The organism is Bacillus sp. G16, assembly GCF_021282335.1.
GTDB classification, from domain to species: domain Bacteria; phylum Bacillota; class Bacilli; order Bacillales; family Bacillaceae; genus Bacillus; species Bacillus inaquosorum.
In genome coordinates, this window is record NZ_JAJSOZ010000005.1 from 276,936 (window position 1) to 289,813 (window position 12,878).

The window sequence follows — 12,878 nt, forward strand, 5'->3', positions numbered from 1 at the left end:
CGAGTAAAAAGGGGTTTGGAGGCTTTTACATGCAAAAGGCTTTATCGTTTTTAAAACCATACTCATTGCTGGTGGGAATTGCGCTGATTCTCATGTTGACGGAGCTTGCGGTTGAACTGATGCAGCCTTTACTGATCGCAAAAATCATCGACGATGGGATTTTAAAGCAAGATCTCCGGCATGTGTGGACATGGGGGGCGGTCATGATCGGACTGACCGTGTTATCATTTGCAGCGGGAATGCTGAATTCCTTTTATGCCGCCCATGTCAGCCAAAGCTTTTCCTACGATACGAGAAAAGGGCTTTTTCAAAAAATCCAGTCCTTCTCCTATTCTACTTTTGGACAGTTCTCGTCCTCTTCTTATATCACAAGGCTGACAAACGATGTCACACAGGTTCAAAACATGATTTTTATGAGTTTGCGGTTTATGCTGCGGGCTCCGTTAATGATTGTAGGCGGTATTGTGCTGTCACTCACCGTTAACGTGAAGCTCGGCTTTTTTCTGCTTGTGACCATTCCGATCCTGATCTTGTTTTTGCTATGGGTATTAAAGAAAGGCGGGACGCTGTTCCGTTCAGTGCAGAAACGGCTGGATCAGGTGAATACCGTCATGCAGGAAAACTTAACAGCGATTAAGCTGATCAAAGCGCTGCTTCGCGGCAGCCACGAGGTCAAAAGATTTATCAAAGCCAACACGAGGCTGATGGAAAAAACAGTTTCAGCCTTTCAGCTTGTGGAATTCACGATGCCTGTGCTGATGCTGCTGATGAACCTCTGCATCCTTTTGATTTTGTGGGCAGGTGCACACAGTATCACGAACGGAAGCACTCAAGTCGGTGATGTTGTCGCGATTATTAACTACGCAACACGAATTACGGGCGCGCTTTCGATGTTTCCGTTTTTGATTATGATTTTCACCCGGGCGAAGGCTTCAGGGGATAGAATAGGCGAGGTGCTTGAAACGGAAGGCGATGAGCGGGAAGAAGGCATCATACCAGATCGTTTGTCAGGACGGATTGAGTTTCAGCATGTATCCTTCCGTTATTCTGAAATGGACAGAGAAGCGCTGCGGAATGTCTCATTTTCCGCAAAGCCGAAGGAAACGATCGCGATTCTCGGTGCGACGGGATCGGGCAAGTCCACGCTCTTTCAGCTCATTCCGCGGCTTTATCGGCCGGATTCAGGCAGCATCTACATAGATGAAAAGCCAATTCACGATTTTCCGGCAGAGGGGCTTCGCAAGCAAATTGGATATGTACCGCAGGAAGTGCTTCTGTTTTCCGGCACAATCAAGGAAAATATCGCTTGGGGCAAAGAAAATGCTTCACTTGATGAAATAATTGTAGCGGCCAAACATGCGCAAATTCATGAAACGATTATGAAGTTCCCGAATGGGTATGACACTGTTTTGGGGCAAAGAGGCGTCAACCTGTCCGGCGGCCAGAAGCAGCGGATTTCCATTGCGCGGGCGCTGATCCGAAAGCCGGCCATCCTTCTTTTAGATGACAGCACAAGCGCGCTAGACCTGCAGACGGAGGCGAAGCTGCTTGAGGCAATCAGCGCATATGAGTGCACAACCTTGATCATTACGCAAAAAATGACCACGGCGATGAGAGCTGATAAGATTTTGCTGCTTGAGGATGGCGAACTGATTGAAAAAGGCACGCACAGTGAGCTGCTTTCTGAATCTCAGTTATACAAACGCATTTACGAGTCGCAATTCGGAAGGGAGGGGAGCGAGTCATGCTAAAAGACATCCGCAAGCCTTTCCAATATCCCAAACTGCCAATCGACAAAAAAGAAGGCGCAAAAAAGCGGGCGAAAGCAAAGGATACAAAAGGCACACTGAAACGAATCTGGTCTTACTTGGCTGAACGAAAAGGACTGCTTATCCTTGTCATGCTGATGGTTGTCATCAGCGCGATATTCGGGCTCCTTGGCCCCTTTGTAATCGGAAAGGCCATCGACCATTTCATCGTCGGGCGAACGGTAAGTGGACTGATCCCCGTTTTGCTTCTTCTGCTCGTCATTTATATTATTCAGTCCCTGTCACTCTGGTTTCAAAACTATTGGATGATTACGATTTCGCAAGGCACTGTTTTCAGAATGAGAAGCGAGTTGTTCACCCATCTGCATGAGCTGCCGATTCCGTTTTTTGATAAACAGCGGCACGGTGAGCTGATGAGCCGGGTGACAAATGACATCGAAAATGTCAGCTCTACTTTAAACACGTCGGTTATTCAAATTCTATCAAGCGTCATCACCTTTGTCGGAACGGTTGCAGTGATGGTGTACATGAGCCCGCTCCTTACAATGATTACCCTGACCATCATTCCGGTGATGGCAGTAACCCTGAAATGGATCACCAACCGGACGGGAAAGCTGTTTAAAGAACAGCAGAAAAACCTTGGTGAGCTGAATGGATATATTGAGGAATCTGTTTCCGGCGCAAAGGTCATCAAAGTGTATTCGCGTGAGAAGCAGATCAATGCCGAATTTCTCGAAAAAAACGCTGCGCTCAAGACCTCGGGCTTCTGGGCACAGACGATTTCCGGGTTTATCCCGAAAGTCATGAACTCTTTGAATAACTTAAGCTTTACAATGATTGCCGCAATCGGCGGTTTGTTCGCGCTGAAAGGCTGGATCTCGATCGGCTCGATCGTCGTCTTTGCCGAGTATTCAAGGCAATTCACACGCCCTTTAAACGATCTGGCCAATCAGTTTAATACGATGCTGTCCGCTATTGCCGGCGCTGAACGGGTGTTTGACGTGCTTGATGAAAAAGAAGAGCGCGAGGATGAAAAGAACGCCGTGCATCAGCCGATCCAAACGGGCAGTATTGAATTCCGGGATGTGTCCTTCGGTTATGATGAAGGGCAGCAGACACTGAAGCATTTACAGTTTACAGTGCCTGCAGGACGGTCCATCGCGTTTGTCGGACCGACGGGAGCGGGGAAAACAACTGTCACCAACCTGCTCGCCCGTTTTTACGAGCCTGATGAGGGAAGGATTTTAATCGACGGTACAGATATTAAAACCCTTACTAGAGCAAGCCTGCGGAAAAACATGGGGTTTGTCCTGCAGGATTCGTTTTTGTTTCAAGGAACGATCAGAGAAAATATTCGCTACGGCAGGCTCGATGCATCTGATCAGGAAGTCGAAGCCGCGGCAAAAACAGCGAACGCCCACAGCTTTATTGAAAGGCTGCCAAAAGGGTATGACACAGTGCTCACGCAAAACGGATCGGGCATCAGCCAAGGACAGAAACAATTGATTTCCATAGCGCGGGCGGTGCTTGCCGATCCAGTTCTTCTCATCTTGGATGAAGCGACAAGCAACATTGATACCGTAACAGAAGTCAACATTCAAGAAGCGCTCGCCCGTTTAATGGAGGGAAGAACAAGCGTCATCATCGCCCACAGGCTGAACACCATTCAAAGAGCGGACCAGATTGTGGTGCTAAAAGACGGCGAAATGATTGAAAAAGGCAGCCATGAAGAACTGATCCGGCAAAAAGGATTTTACAGTGACTTATATAAAAGCCAATTTGAGAAATAGACCTTTGTCCCGCACAAAGGTCTTTTTTGTTACAGTTTTATAGTACTTTTATTTCATTTTCGTAAAATGTAACAAAATTACTTGACGTAAACAAGTTATGTATATATACTAGCTTACATTAAGTAAGTGATAACATTTATCAAGGAGGATAAAATGAATAAATCATTTGAAATTGGCACATTACTTTTAAGAGTTATTACAGGTATTATCTTTTTTGTTCACGGTTTATCTAAGTTTCAGGGAATGGAAGGCACCATCCAATTTTTCGGCAGCATAGGCCTTCCAAGCTTTATGGCGTATGTCATTGCAGCGATTGAACTCGTTGGCGGAGTGCTTGTCTTCTTCGGATTGGCTACACGTATTGTCGGTGTTCTGTTTGCCCTCACGCTGATCGGAGCCATCATTACAGTCAAGCTGAAAGCGCCATTCATGGGTAATGCAGAATTTGATTACCTTCTGCTTTTGACATCAATCCACCTGGCTCTTTCCGGAAGCCGTTTCCTTGCGCTAGACCCACTTGTGTTTAAAGCAAAAAAGAGCGAAAACGTATCAGCATAAGAAAAGAGGCATACAGCATGACCAGCATTCATGAGGATACAAACATTGGCTATGTCAAACTCACAATCCGCAGTCTGGAGCGCTCCCTTCAGTTCTACTGTAACGTCATCGGTTTTCAAGTCTTAAAAAAGACGGATCGCCAAGCCGAACTATCGGCTGACGGAAAACGCGTCCTGCTTGTTCTCGAAGAAAATCAGAGCGCCGTCGTCTTGCCTGAACGGTCTGTGACGGGCCTCTATCACTTTGCAATTCTTCTTCCGAACAGGAAGGAACTTGGTATCGCGCTCGCCCGCCTGATTGAACACGGCATTGCCATCGGACATGGGGATCATGCTGTCAGTGAAGCACTCTACCTGTCTGATCCTGATGGAAACGGAATTGAAATGTACGCTGACCGCCCCCGCAGCACGTGGCAGCGTGATCGTGAAGGAAACTACGTCATGACGACAACCGCTGTGGACATTGAGGATCTTATGGAAGAAGCCGGAGATGAGCGGAAAGCAGCGCTTCCGAACGATACCATCATCGGACACATTCATCTGCATGTCAGTGATTTGAAAGAAGCAAAAGCGTTTTATACGGATGTGCTGGGCTTTGATATTGTCGGAGACTATGCGGGCATGTCCGCTCTCTTCGTTTCAGCCGGAGGCTACCATCATCATATCGGCTTAAATATTTGGGCGGGAAGAAACGCGCCGCCTAAACCGACAAATGCCAGCGGACTAGACTATTACACGGTTGTCCTGCCTCATCAAGAGGAACTGGATCGAGTGGCAGACCGAGTCAAACGTGCCGGATATTCGATCGAAGAAACGGAAAACAGCTTCCGTGTGAAAGATCCTGTTTCCGGCGCCCATATTAGATTTGTGATTTGACTGTAATCCCTTTGCCGAAAAAACGGCAGGGGGATTTTTTATTTTTGTCCGCCTTGTTATGATGGGAGAACCAACTTGTTAGGAGGCGTTTACATGGAACTCAATCACCTTGTGACAGGCAAAATAGCATTAAATCAATATGTGCATCGCTTAGAGCAAAAGGATGTTTCATTTTACGTCCACTATTGGGGAGCGATGACGAACCACTATAACACACTGCTTCATAAGCATTCCTTTTATGAAATTTGTTACGTCGTAAGAGGTGAAGGATATTACCTTGAAGGCGATCGTACATATCCGCTTCGTGAACAGACGATTTTTTTGTCAAAGCCGGAGCATTTGCACCAAATCAAAAGTGAAACAGGGCTGTTCCTTTTTTACGTCGCTTTCGAGCTGAGCGAGGATCAGTCAAGCGCCGAATGGATCAAAGTGATGGAAGAAGTGAAACAAAGCCCCTTTATCACAATGCAATTGAAAGATGGCGAACCGCCGGGCCTGCTTTGGAAAACGTTAATGCTGCAAGCAGCGCAGCCTGTCAATGCTTTTGACAAAGAGATCCTATCTCATTTGTCGCATGCATTGATCCTGTCATTAATCCAAACCTTTCTCCCGTCCGCCCAACGCCCGAAACAAAAGCAGCCCATTCACACATCTTCTGCTTTGCTGACAGAGGTGAAACTGCACATAAAAGACAATCTGTCACAGCCGTTAAAGCTGACGGATGTTGCCAGCCACTTTCATATCTCAGGGAGGCACTTATCACGTTTATTTGCAGCAGAACTGGGCGTCAGCTACTCAGAATTTGTCCAAAATGAAAAAATAAACAAAGCTGCCGAGCTGCTGAAATCAACGAGTCTATCGATTAAAGAAGTAGCGGAAGAAATCGGTTTCTCAGTACATTATTTCACTCGAATATTTTCCGCCAAAATCGGCAGCTCACCCGGGCTTTTCCGCTCCCTTTATAAAGATTCAAAAATGACCGCATTTCAAATCAATAAACCTTTTCAAAAAATCGAACAGGCCAAGCCGCACGAATAAGATGTCCTGAAATGACAAAACAATGTCTTCATATGATAAAGGCGCGAGAAATCTCGTTGTCTTATAATCTCTTTAGAAAGCGGTTACAACAATGAATGTTCTGAAGGAGGGATGCATTGGCTTATGCTTGGTGTCGGGTGCTCTGCCATTCTTGAAAGAAGGGGAAGAAAGCCGTGAGTACAAAAAAGAAAGAGGCTGTAAAAGAAAAAGAAAGCTTAGCTCATAAAGAGCTTTTACGAACGATTACATTGGTATCTACATTCGGCGGCCTGTTGTTCGGTTATGATACGGGTGTCATTAATGGGGCACTTCCTTTTATGGCAACTGCAGGTCAACTCAATCTTACACCTGTTACAGAAGGACTGGTTGCGAGTTCCCTGCTTCTCGGGGCAGCCTTCGGGGCGATGTTTGGAGGACGTCTGTCCGATCGGCACGGCCGCCGAAAAACGATCCTTTATTTAGCCTTACTCTTCATCGCAGCCACACTTGGCTGTACCTTTTCACCAAACGCGTCCGTGATGATTGCCTTTCGTTTTCTGCTCGGACTAGCGGTTGGCTGCGCTTCTGTAACGGTTCCAACCTTTTTAGCGGAAATTTCGCCGGCAGAACGCAGGGGACGAATCGTGACACAAAATGAACTGATGATCGTAATTGGCCAGCTGCTGGCATACACCTTTAACGCCATTATCGGCAGCACAATGGGGGAGAGCGCAAATGTATGGCGGTATATGCTGGTCATCGCGACACTTCCGGCAGTTGTGTTATGGTTTGGAATGCTCATCGTGCCTGAAAGCCCGCGTTGGCTGGCGGCTAAAGGCAGAATGGGTGACGCTCTGCGGGTGCTTCGGCAAATCCGTGAAGACAGCCGGGCACAGCAGGAAATAAAAGAAATCAAACATGCGATTGAGGGCACAGCAAAAAAGGCCGGCTTTCATGGTTTTCAAGAGCCGTGGATCAGACGCATTCTATTCATTGGGATCGGAATCGCCATCGTACAGCAAATTACCGGTGTCAATTCGATTATGTACTATGGGACAGAAATTCTGAGAGAAGCCGGTTTTCAACAGAAGCTGCATTAATCGGCAATATTGCAAACGGTGTTATTTCAGTTATCGCGGTCATTTTGGGGATATGGCTTCTCGGCAAAGTCCGCCGCCGGCCCATGCTGATCATCGGACAGATTGGCACGATGACAGCCCTTCTGCTGATCGGGATTTTATCCATTGTCCTTGAAGGAACACCCGCCCTGCCGTATGTTGTGCTGAGTTTGACCGTTTTGTTTCTTGCGTTTCAGCAGGCTGCCATTTCTACGGTGACGTGGCTGATGCTCTCGGAAATCTTTCCTATGCATGTGCGGGGGCTTGGCATGGGGATCAGCACCTTCTTCTTGTGGACAGCTAACTTTCTCATTGGATTCACCTTTCCCATTTTGCTCAATCATATTGGGATGTCGGCGACATTTTTTATCTTTGTCGCTATGAATATCCTAGCGATTCTATTTGTGAAAAAATATGTGCCTGAGACAAAAGGGCGGTCACTTGAACAGCTTGAGCATTCCTTTCGCCAGTATGGCCGCCGCGCTGATCAGGAAATCCAAAATCAAACAACTCACTTATCGTAATCTGCAGATACCAGGAGGAATCTATCAATGAAACTATCTTATGTAACAGACAGCTTAGGACATTTGCCTTTTGAAGAAATGCTCGATTTTGCCGCGGAGCTTGGCATTGATACGCTTGAAATGACAACCGGAGGCTGGTCGCCTGCGCCTCACTTGAATCTTGATGAACTGCTGCAAAGCAGCCACAAAAGAGAAGAGTTTTCAGCAGCGCTGGAAAAGCGGAATATGACACTTTGCGCTTTAAACTGCTCGGGGAATCCTTTGGATCCAGGCGAACTGGGCAAATTGCACAGAGAAGTAACGGACAAAACGCTGGAGCTGGCTGGATTATTAGGTGTCAAAAAAGTGATCATGATGAGCGGCCTGCCAGCCGGCGGCCCGGACGACAAAGTGCCGAACTGGATCATATACACAGTGAGCTGGCCTCCCGTTTTAAAAGATATCCTCAACTATCAATGGGAAGAGGTTGCGATTCCTTATTGGAAGGAGCTTGTCCAAAAAGCGGAAACCTGCGGTGTTGAAAAAATCGCGCTTGAAAATTTCAGCTCTCAATTAGTCTATAATCCTGAGACTCTCTTTCGGCTCAGAAATGCAGTCGGCCCGATGGTCGGTTTGAATCTTGACCCGAGCCATTTATTATGGATGGGCGCAGACCCGATCATCGCGGCAAGGGAGCTCGGAGAAGCCATTCACCATGTTCACGGAAAAGATGTCAGAATTGAAAGACATTTAGCTGCGGTTAACGGGCTGTTAGAAACAAAAGAAGTGACAGATCCTGCAAACCGGGCATGGAATTATGTAGCTGTCGGCTGCGGACAGGATTTACAGTGGTGGAAGGAATTTTTTTCAGTCGTAAAAATGATGGGGTATGACGGTGAGGTTTCCTTAGAAATGGAGGACTTAACGATGTCACCGGAAGCGGGCATCCGCACATCGATAGAAGCTTTAAAACAAACCATCAGCCAATAGGAGGTTTTTCTGATGCTAAATGGAGAAAGAATCATTTCAAAACCGCTGCGCTGGGCAATGGTAGGCGGCGGGCGGCTCAGCCAGGTTGGATATAAACATCGTATTGGAGCGCTGAGAGACAATACTGCCTTTCAATTAACCGCAGGCGCCTTTGATATCAATGCCGAAAGAGGAAAAGACTTCGGGGTGAACCTCGGAGTGGATGCGGAACGCTGTTATCCCGACTATCAAACAATGTTTGCGGAGGAAGCGAAAAAAGAGGATGGCATAGAGGTTGTATCGATTGCCACGCCGAACGGCACTCATTATGAGATATGTAAGGCAGCGCTTGAAGCAGATCTGCATGTCATTTGTGAAAAACCGCTGTTCTTCACTTCAGAAGAGGGCTATGAAATCAAAGCGCTCGCAGAGAAAAAAGGGAAAATTGTCGGCGTGACATACGGTTTTTCCGGCAATCAAATGCTCCTTCAAATGCGTGCGATGATTGAGCAGGGCAAGATCGGCGATATTCGTGTGGTTGACTTGCAGTACACACACGGTTTTTGTGCAGCAGATGAAGGCGAAAACATAAGCGCTGCACAGAAATGGCGTGTCGACCCTGCGATCGCCGGGCCAAGCTTTGTGCTGGGCGATTTATCTACCCACACGTATTATATGTCGCAGCTCATTATGCCGCAGATGAAAATCAAAGAACTGCTGTGTGACCGCCAGAGCTTCGTAGGCAGCCGAGCGCCGCTGGAGGACAACGCACATGTGCTCATGCATTATGAAAACGGAGCGGTCGGAACGATGTGGACATCATCAATCAATGCCGGATGTATGGATGGCAATAGAATCCGGATTGTCGGCTCAAAAGCAAGCATCGAATGGTGGGACAGCAAGCCAAACGAACTGACGTATGAAGTGCAGGGAGAGCCGATTCAGACACTCGTTCGCGGCATGCCGTATTTAGACGGTGCGTGCAGTGCTGTTGAACGTCTGGGCGCCTTACACAGCGAAGGGCTGTCAGACGCGTGGGCCAATATTTATCTTAAGTTTGCCGTTGCGATTGATGCGAAAAACCGCGAAGATGAAGAAACCTTGAACAACTTGGTGTATCCTGACATTGATGCAGGAATCGAGGGCATCCGCTGGATTGAGAATTGCGTGCGTTCAGCAGACCAAGGATCAGTATGGGTTGAATTCAAATAAATAAACGAAAGCGCCGCATATGACATTAAGTTCATATGCGGTTTTTATTTTCCAGAAACTCCTGTCAAAAATGACCTGAGGCAGGTATGATAAGAAAGGAATTGGGTAACGGGAGTGATGAGCGTGAAGGCTCTTATATTTACTAGGATTTTCACCTTAATGGTAAGTTGTTCGGTTTACTTTTTTCTTGTAAAAGATGACCGTTGGTTTGAGTATTTGTTCATCGCTGGCGGTGCGGGTGTGTTCTTAGCAAATCATCTCTTATTAAGAGTAGAGAAATATGCCGTTATTTTTTGTCTGATTGATATTGCAGTTGGCTTTTCATTCGGTTTCATATTTCCGGGTACAGGTTTATATATCACATTGCTCAGCCCGGTTGCTGTTACCTTTTTTTTGAAAGGGTTTGACCGGAAAACAGTATGGTCTGTCCTTTGTTTTTGTTTTATCATGTGGCTGATTGTGCTCATTCGTACATATCGTATGTTCGGCGATGAATATGTGATGGATCATTGTATCAGCATGACATTCGTTGTCTTTTGCGGAGTCGTCGGTAAATTAATCCGCAAGCTGTTGGATACGCAGGAAACGGCAAAACAGCAGTTTCAGGAACTGACGGAGTCACACTTGGCGCTGTCTGCTGCGCACCAGGAGCTGCATTTATATGCGAAGCAGGTTGAAGAGCTGACTGCCATTCATGAGCGGAACAGAATGGCAAGGGACATCCATGATACAGTCGGGCACAAAATGACGGCGCTCCTCGTACAGCTGCAGCTTTTGCGTGAATGGCAAAAAAGAGACAGCCAAAAAGCGGAGGAGACAGTCGGGGTATGTGAAACGCTTGCCCGTGAAGCGCTTGATGATGTCCGCTTATCAGTGCGCACCCTGCAAACGGAAAACGAACCTTCGTTAATCGAAACGTTGAAACAGCTGACAGAAGACTTTTACAAAAATGCGGGAATCACAACCGATTTTGCGGTCAGCGGTGATCCGGCGATGATCCCGCTGTCTCTTCATCCGACTCTGGTCAGAACGGTGCAGGAAGCACTGACCAATGCTAAACGGCACGGCGGCGCCACAGCCTGTTCGATACAGCTTGCCTGCACAACGGACAGCATCAGACTTGTCATTAAGGATGACGGAAAAGGAAATCCCGACGCGGCACTCGGCTTTGGTCTCTTGAACATGAAAAAGCGGGCAGCGGAGCATGGCGGAATGATCCGCTTTGAGAGCGAACGGGATCAAGGATTTACTGTGATCGCCAAATTTTCACTGGCTAATAAAAAATGGAGCTTCGGGCCCGCGCAGCAAAAGGAGAGTTTATCATGATTAAGATCATCATTACCGACGATCAGGATATCGTCAGAGAAGGGCTGGCATCGCTGCTTCAGCTCAGAGAAGAGCTTGATGTGATCGCAACAGCGCGAAACGGGCAGGAAGCCTTCGAAAAGGCGAAAGAACTTGAGCCCGATATTGTGTTAATGGACATCCGAATGCCGGTTTCCAACGGAGTTGAAGGGACAAAATTGATTACAAGCTCGCTGCCCGGCGTAAAGGTTTTGATGCTGACGACCTTCAAGGATTCAGAGCTGATTGCTGAAGCGCTTGAAGAAGGAGCGAGCGGGTACCTGCTAAAGGACATGTCAGCCGATACGATTGTAAAAGCGGTGATGACTGTTCAATCTGGGGGTATGGTGCTTCCTCCGGAACTGACTGCCCAAATGCTGAATGAATGGAAGCGTGAAAGACAGCTGAAAGGAATAAACGAGAAAGAAAAACCTAAGGAGCTGCACGACCTGACCGATCGTGAAATGGAAGTTCTCGCTGAGCTGGGGTACGGGCTGAATAACAAAGAAATTGCCGAGAAGCTGTACATTACAGAAGGCACAGTGAAAAATCACGTTTCGAACATTATCAGCAAGCTGTCTGTCAGAGACAGAACCCAAGCCGCCATCTATTCAGTCAGATATGGTGTATCTGTCTTTTGACATATGACGTTCAGCATATACATTTCTCTGAAAAGGCCTTTTACAGGCCTTTTTTTCATGCCTTATGTTCTATCCGGCGCTACATGCCGCACGCCCTTCTTTTTTCTACAATGGCAATGGGATTAAAAAAGGAGTGAAACGACGTGCTGCAAGCAGAAAACATCAAAAAGGCCTATGGGAAAAAAACAATCGTGAAAGGCATTTCTTTTTCCCTCCAAAAGGGGGAGTCGTTCGGGCTGCTCGGGCCTAACGGTGCGGGGAAGTCCACAACCATCTCGATGATTTCCGGCCTCGTGCCGTATGACAGCGGGAACATCACAGTGGGCGGCTATGTCATCGGTAAAGAAACGGCCAAAGCGAAACAAAAAATCGGCGTTGTCCCGCAGGAAATTGCTTTATATCCGACGCTGACGGCCCACGAGAATCTTATGTTTTGGGGGAAAATGTACGGACTTACGCATGGCGGGGCCAAAAAAAGATCGACAGAGGTCCTTGAATATGTCGGCCTGACTGAGCGGGCCAAAGATAAAATTGAAACGTTCTCCGGCGGGATGAAACGGAGAATCAACATCGGTGCCGCCTTAATGCACAAGCCTGAGCTGCTGATCATGGATGAACCGACTGTCGGAATCGACCCTCAATCGAGAAATCATATTTTAGAAACAGTGAAACAGCTCAATGAAACGGGCATGACGGTGATCTACACGAGTCATTACATGGAAGAGGTTGAGTATTTATGCGACCGGATCGGAATTATTGATCAGGGAGAAATGATTGCGATCGGCACAAAAACCGATTTGTGCAGCCGCCTTGGAGGCGATACCATCATTCAGCTCACGGTTAGCGGGATCGACGAAGCGTTTCTATTTGCGATCCGTTCTCTGGCTCATGTGAATGATGTAACAGTACATGAGTCAGAGCTCAAAATTGACATTGCTGCGGCTCATCATGAGAAAGTCGTCACAAGTCTGCTTGCGGAAGCAACCGCCCATCATATAAACCTGCTGTCTCTTCAGGTGCAGGAACCGAATCTGGAGCGCCTGTTTCTGAATCTGACCGGCCGCACTTTGCGGGATTAAGGA

10 protein-coding genes and 1 pseudogene are annotated in these 12,878 nt (G+C 47.3%); all 11 read left to right on the forward strand.

Annotated features, from left to right (window positions below):
- The first annotated feature begins 29 nt into the window (after positions 1 to 29).
- The 11 genes and pseudogenes from LWH95_RS08440 to lnrL all read left to right on the forward strand — a co-directional run bounded on the left by LWH95_RS08440 (position 30) and on the right by lnrL (position 12,875).
- Positions 30 to 1,751, forward strand: coding sequence for an ABC transporter ATP-binding protein (locus LWH95_RS08440; protein WP_232919328.1), 1,722 nt, complete (start codon positions 30 to 32; stop codon positions 1,749 to 1,751).
- The gene (locus LWH95_RS08445; protein WP_232919329.1) at positions 1,745 to 3,559 is read left to right on the forward strand and encodes an ABC transporter ATP-binding protein; all 1,815 of its coding nucleotides are present in this window, start codon (positions 1,745 to 1,747) and stop codon (positions 3,557 to 3,559) included. Before LWH95_RS08440 ends, LWH95_RS08445 begins: the two co-directional genes overlap by 7 nt.
- Before the next feature lie 153 nt (positions 3,560 to 3,712).
- On the forward strand, positions 3,713 to 4,117 hold the full coding sequence (gene catD, locus LWH95_RS08450; RefSeq protein WP_003239773.1) for a DoxX family oxidoreductase CatD: 405 nt from the start codon (positions 3,713 to 3,715) through the stop codon (positions 4,115 to 4,117).
- Positions 4,118 to 4,134: 17 nt separating this feature from the next.
- Positions 4,135 to 4,992, forward strand: coding sequence for a catechol 2,3-dioxygenase (gene catE / locus LWH95_RS08455; RefSeq protein ID WP_232919330.1), 858 nt, complete (start codon positions 4,135 to 4,137; stop codon positions 4,990 to 4,992).
- Positions 4,993 to 5,085: 93 nt separating this feature from the next.
- Positions 5,086 to 6,030 (forward strand): AraC family transcriptional regulator, encoded by a 945-nt coding sequence (locus tag LWH95_RS08460; RefSeq protein WP_232919331.1) that lies wholly within the window; start codon positions 5,086 to 5,088, stop codon positions 6,028 to 6,030.
- 173 nt (positions 6,031 to 6,203) lie between these two features.
- Positions 6,204 to 7,651: pseudogene (locus LWH95_RS08465) on the forward strand (sugar porter family MFS transporter).
- Between the two features lie 27 nt (positions 7,652 to 7,678).
- On the forward strand, positions 7,679 to 8,620 hold the full coding sequence (locus tag LWH95_RS08470; RefSeq protein ID WP_232919332.1) for a sugar phosphate isomerase/epimerase family protein: 942 nt from the start codon (positions 7,679 to 7,681) through the stop codon (positions 8,618 to 8,620).
- 9 nt (positions 8,621 to 8,629) lie between these two features.
- A complete protein-coding gene (locus LWH95_RS08475; RefSeq protein WP_232919355.1) occupies positions 8,630 to 9,811 on the forward strand; it encodes a Gfo/Idh/MocA family protein in 1,182 nt (393 codons plus the stop codon).
- Between the two features lie 123 nt (positions 9,812 to 9,934).
- The gene (locus tag LWH95_RS08480; protein ID WP_133489049.1) at positions 9,935 to 11,137 is read left to right on the forward strand and encodes a sensor histidine kinase; all 1,203 of its coding nucleotides are present in this window, start codon (positions 9,935 to 9,937) and stop codon (positions 11,135 to 11,137) included.
- Complete coding sequence (gene lnrK, locus LWH95_RS08485) at positions 11,134 to 11,796, forward strand: two-component system response regulator LnrK (RefSeq protein WP_003239759.1); 663 nt, start codon at positions 11,134 to 11,136, stop codon at positions 11,794 to 11,796. Before LWH95_RS08480 ends, lnrK begins: the two co-directional genes overlap by 4 nt.
- Before the next feature lie 143 nt (positions 11,797 to 11,939).
- Positions 11,940 to 12,875, forward strand: coding sequence for a linearmycin resistance ATP-binding protein LnrL (gene lnrL / locus LWH95_RS08490; protein ID WP_232919333.1), 936 nt, complete (start codon positions 11,940 to 11,942; stop codon positions 12,873 to 12,875).
- Positions 12,876 to 12,878: the final 3 nt, after the last annotated feature.

Excerpts from the sequence above, each read along its gene's own strand:
- LWH95_RS08460 (WP_232919331.1), top strand. The coding sequence starts at position 5,086 with ATGGAACTCAATCACCTTGTGACAGGCAAAATAGCATTAAATCAATAT.
- LWH95_RS08470 (WP_232919332.1), top strand. The coding sequence starts at position 7,679 with ATGAAACTATCTTATGTAACAGACAGCTTAGGACATTTGCCTTTTGAA.
- catD (WP_003239773.1), top strand. The coding sequence starts at position 3,713 with ATGAATAAATCATTTGAAATTGGCACATTACTTTTAAGAGTTATTACA.
- LWH95_RS08440 (WP_232919328.1), top strand. The coding sequence starts at position 30 with ATGCAAAAGGCTTTATCGTTTTTAAAACCATACTCATTGCTGGTGGGA.
- LWH95_RS08445 (WP_232919329.1), top strand. The coding sequence starts at position 1,745 with ATGCTAAAAGACATCCGCAAGCCTTTCCAATATCCCAAACTGCCAATC.
- catE (WP_232919330.1), top strand. The coding sequence starts at position 4,135 with ATGACCAGCATTCATGAGGATACAAACATTGGCTATGTCAAACTCACA.
- lnrK (WP_003239759.1), top strand. The coding sequence starts at position 11,134 with ATGATTAAGATCATCATTACCGACGATCAGGATATCGTCAGAGAAGGG.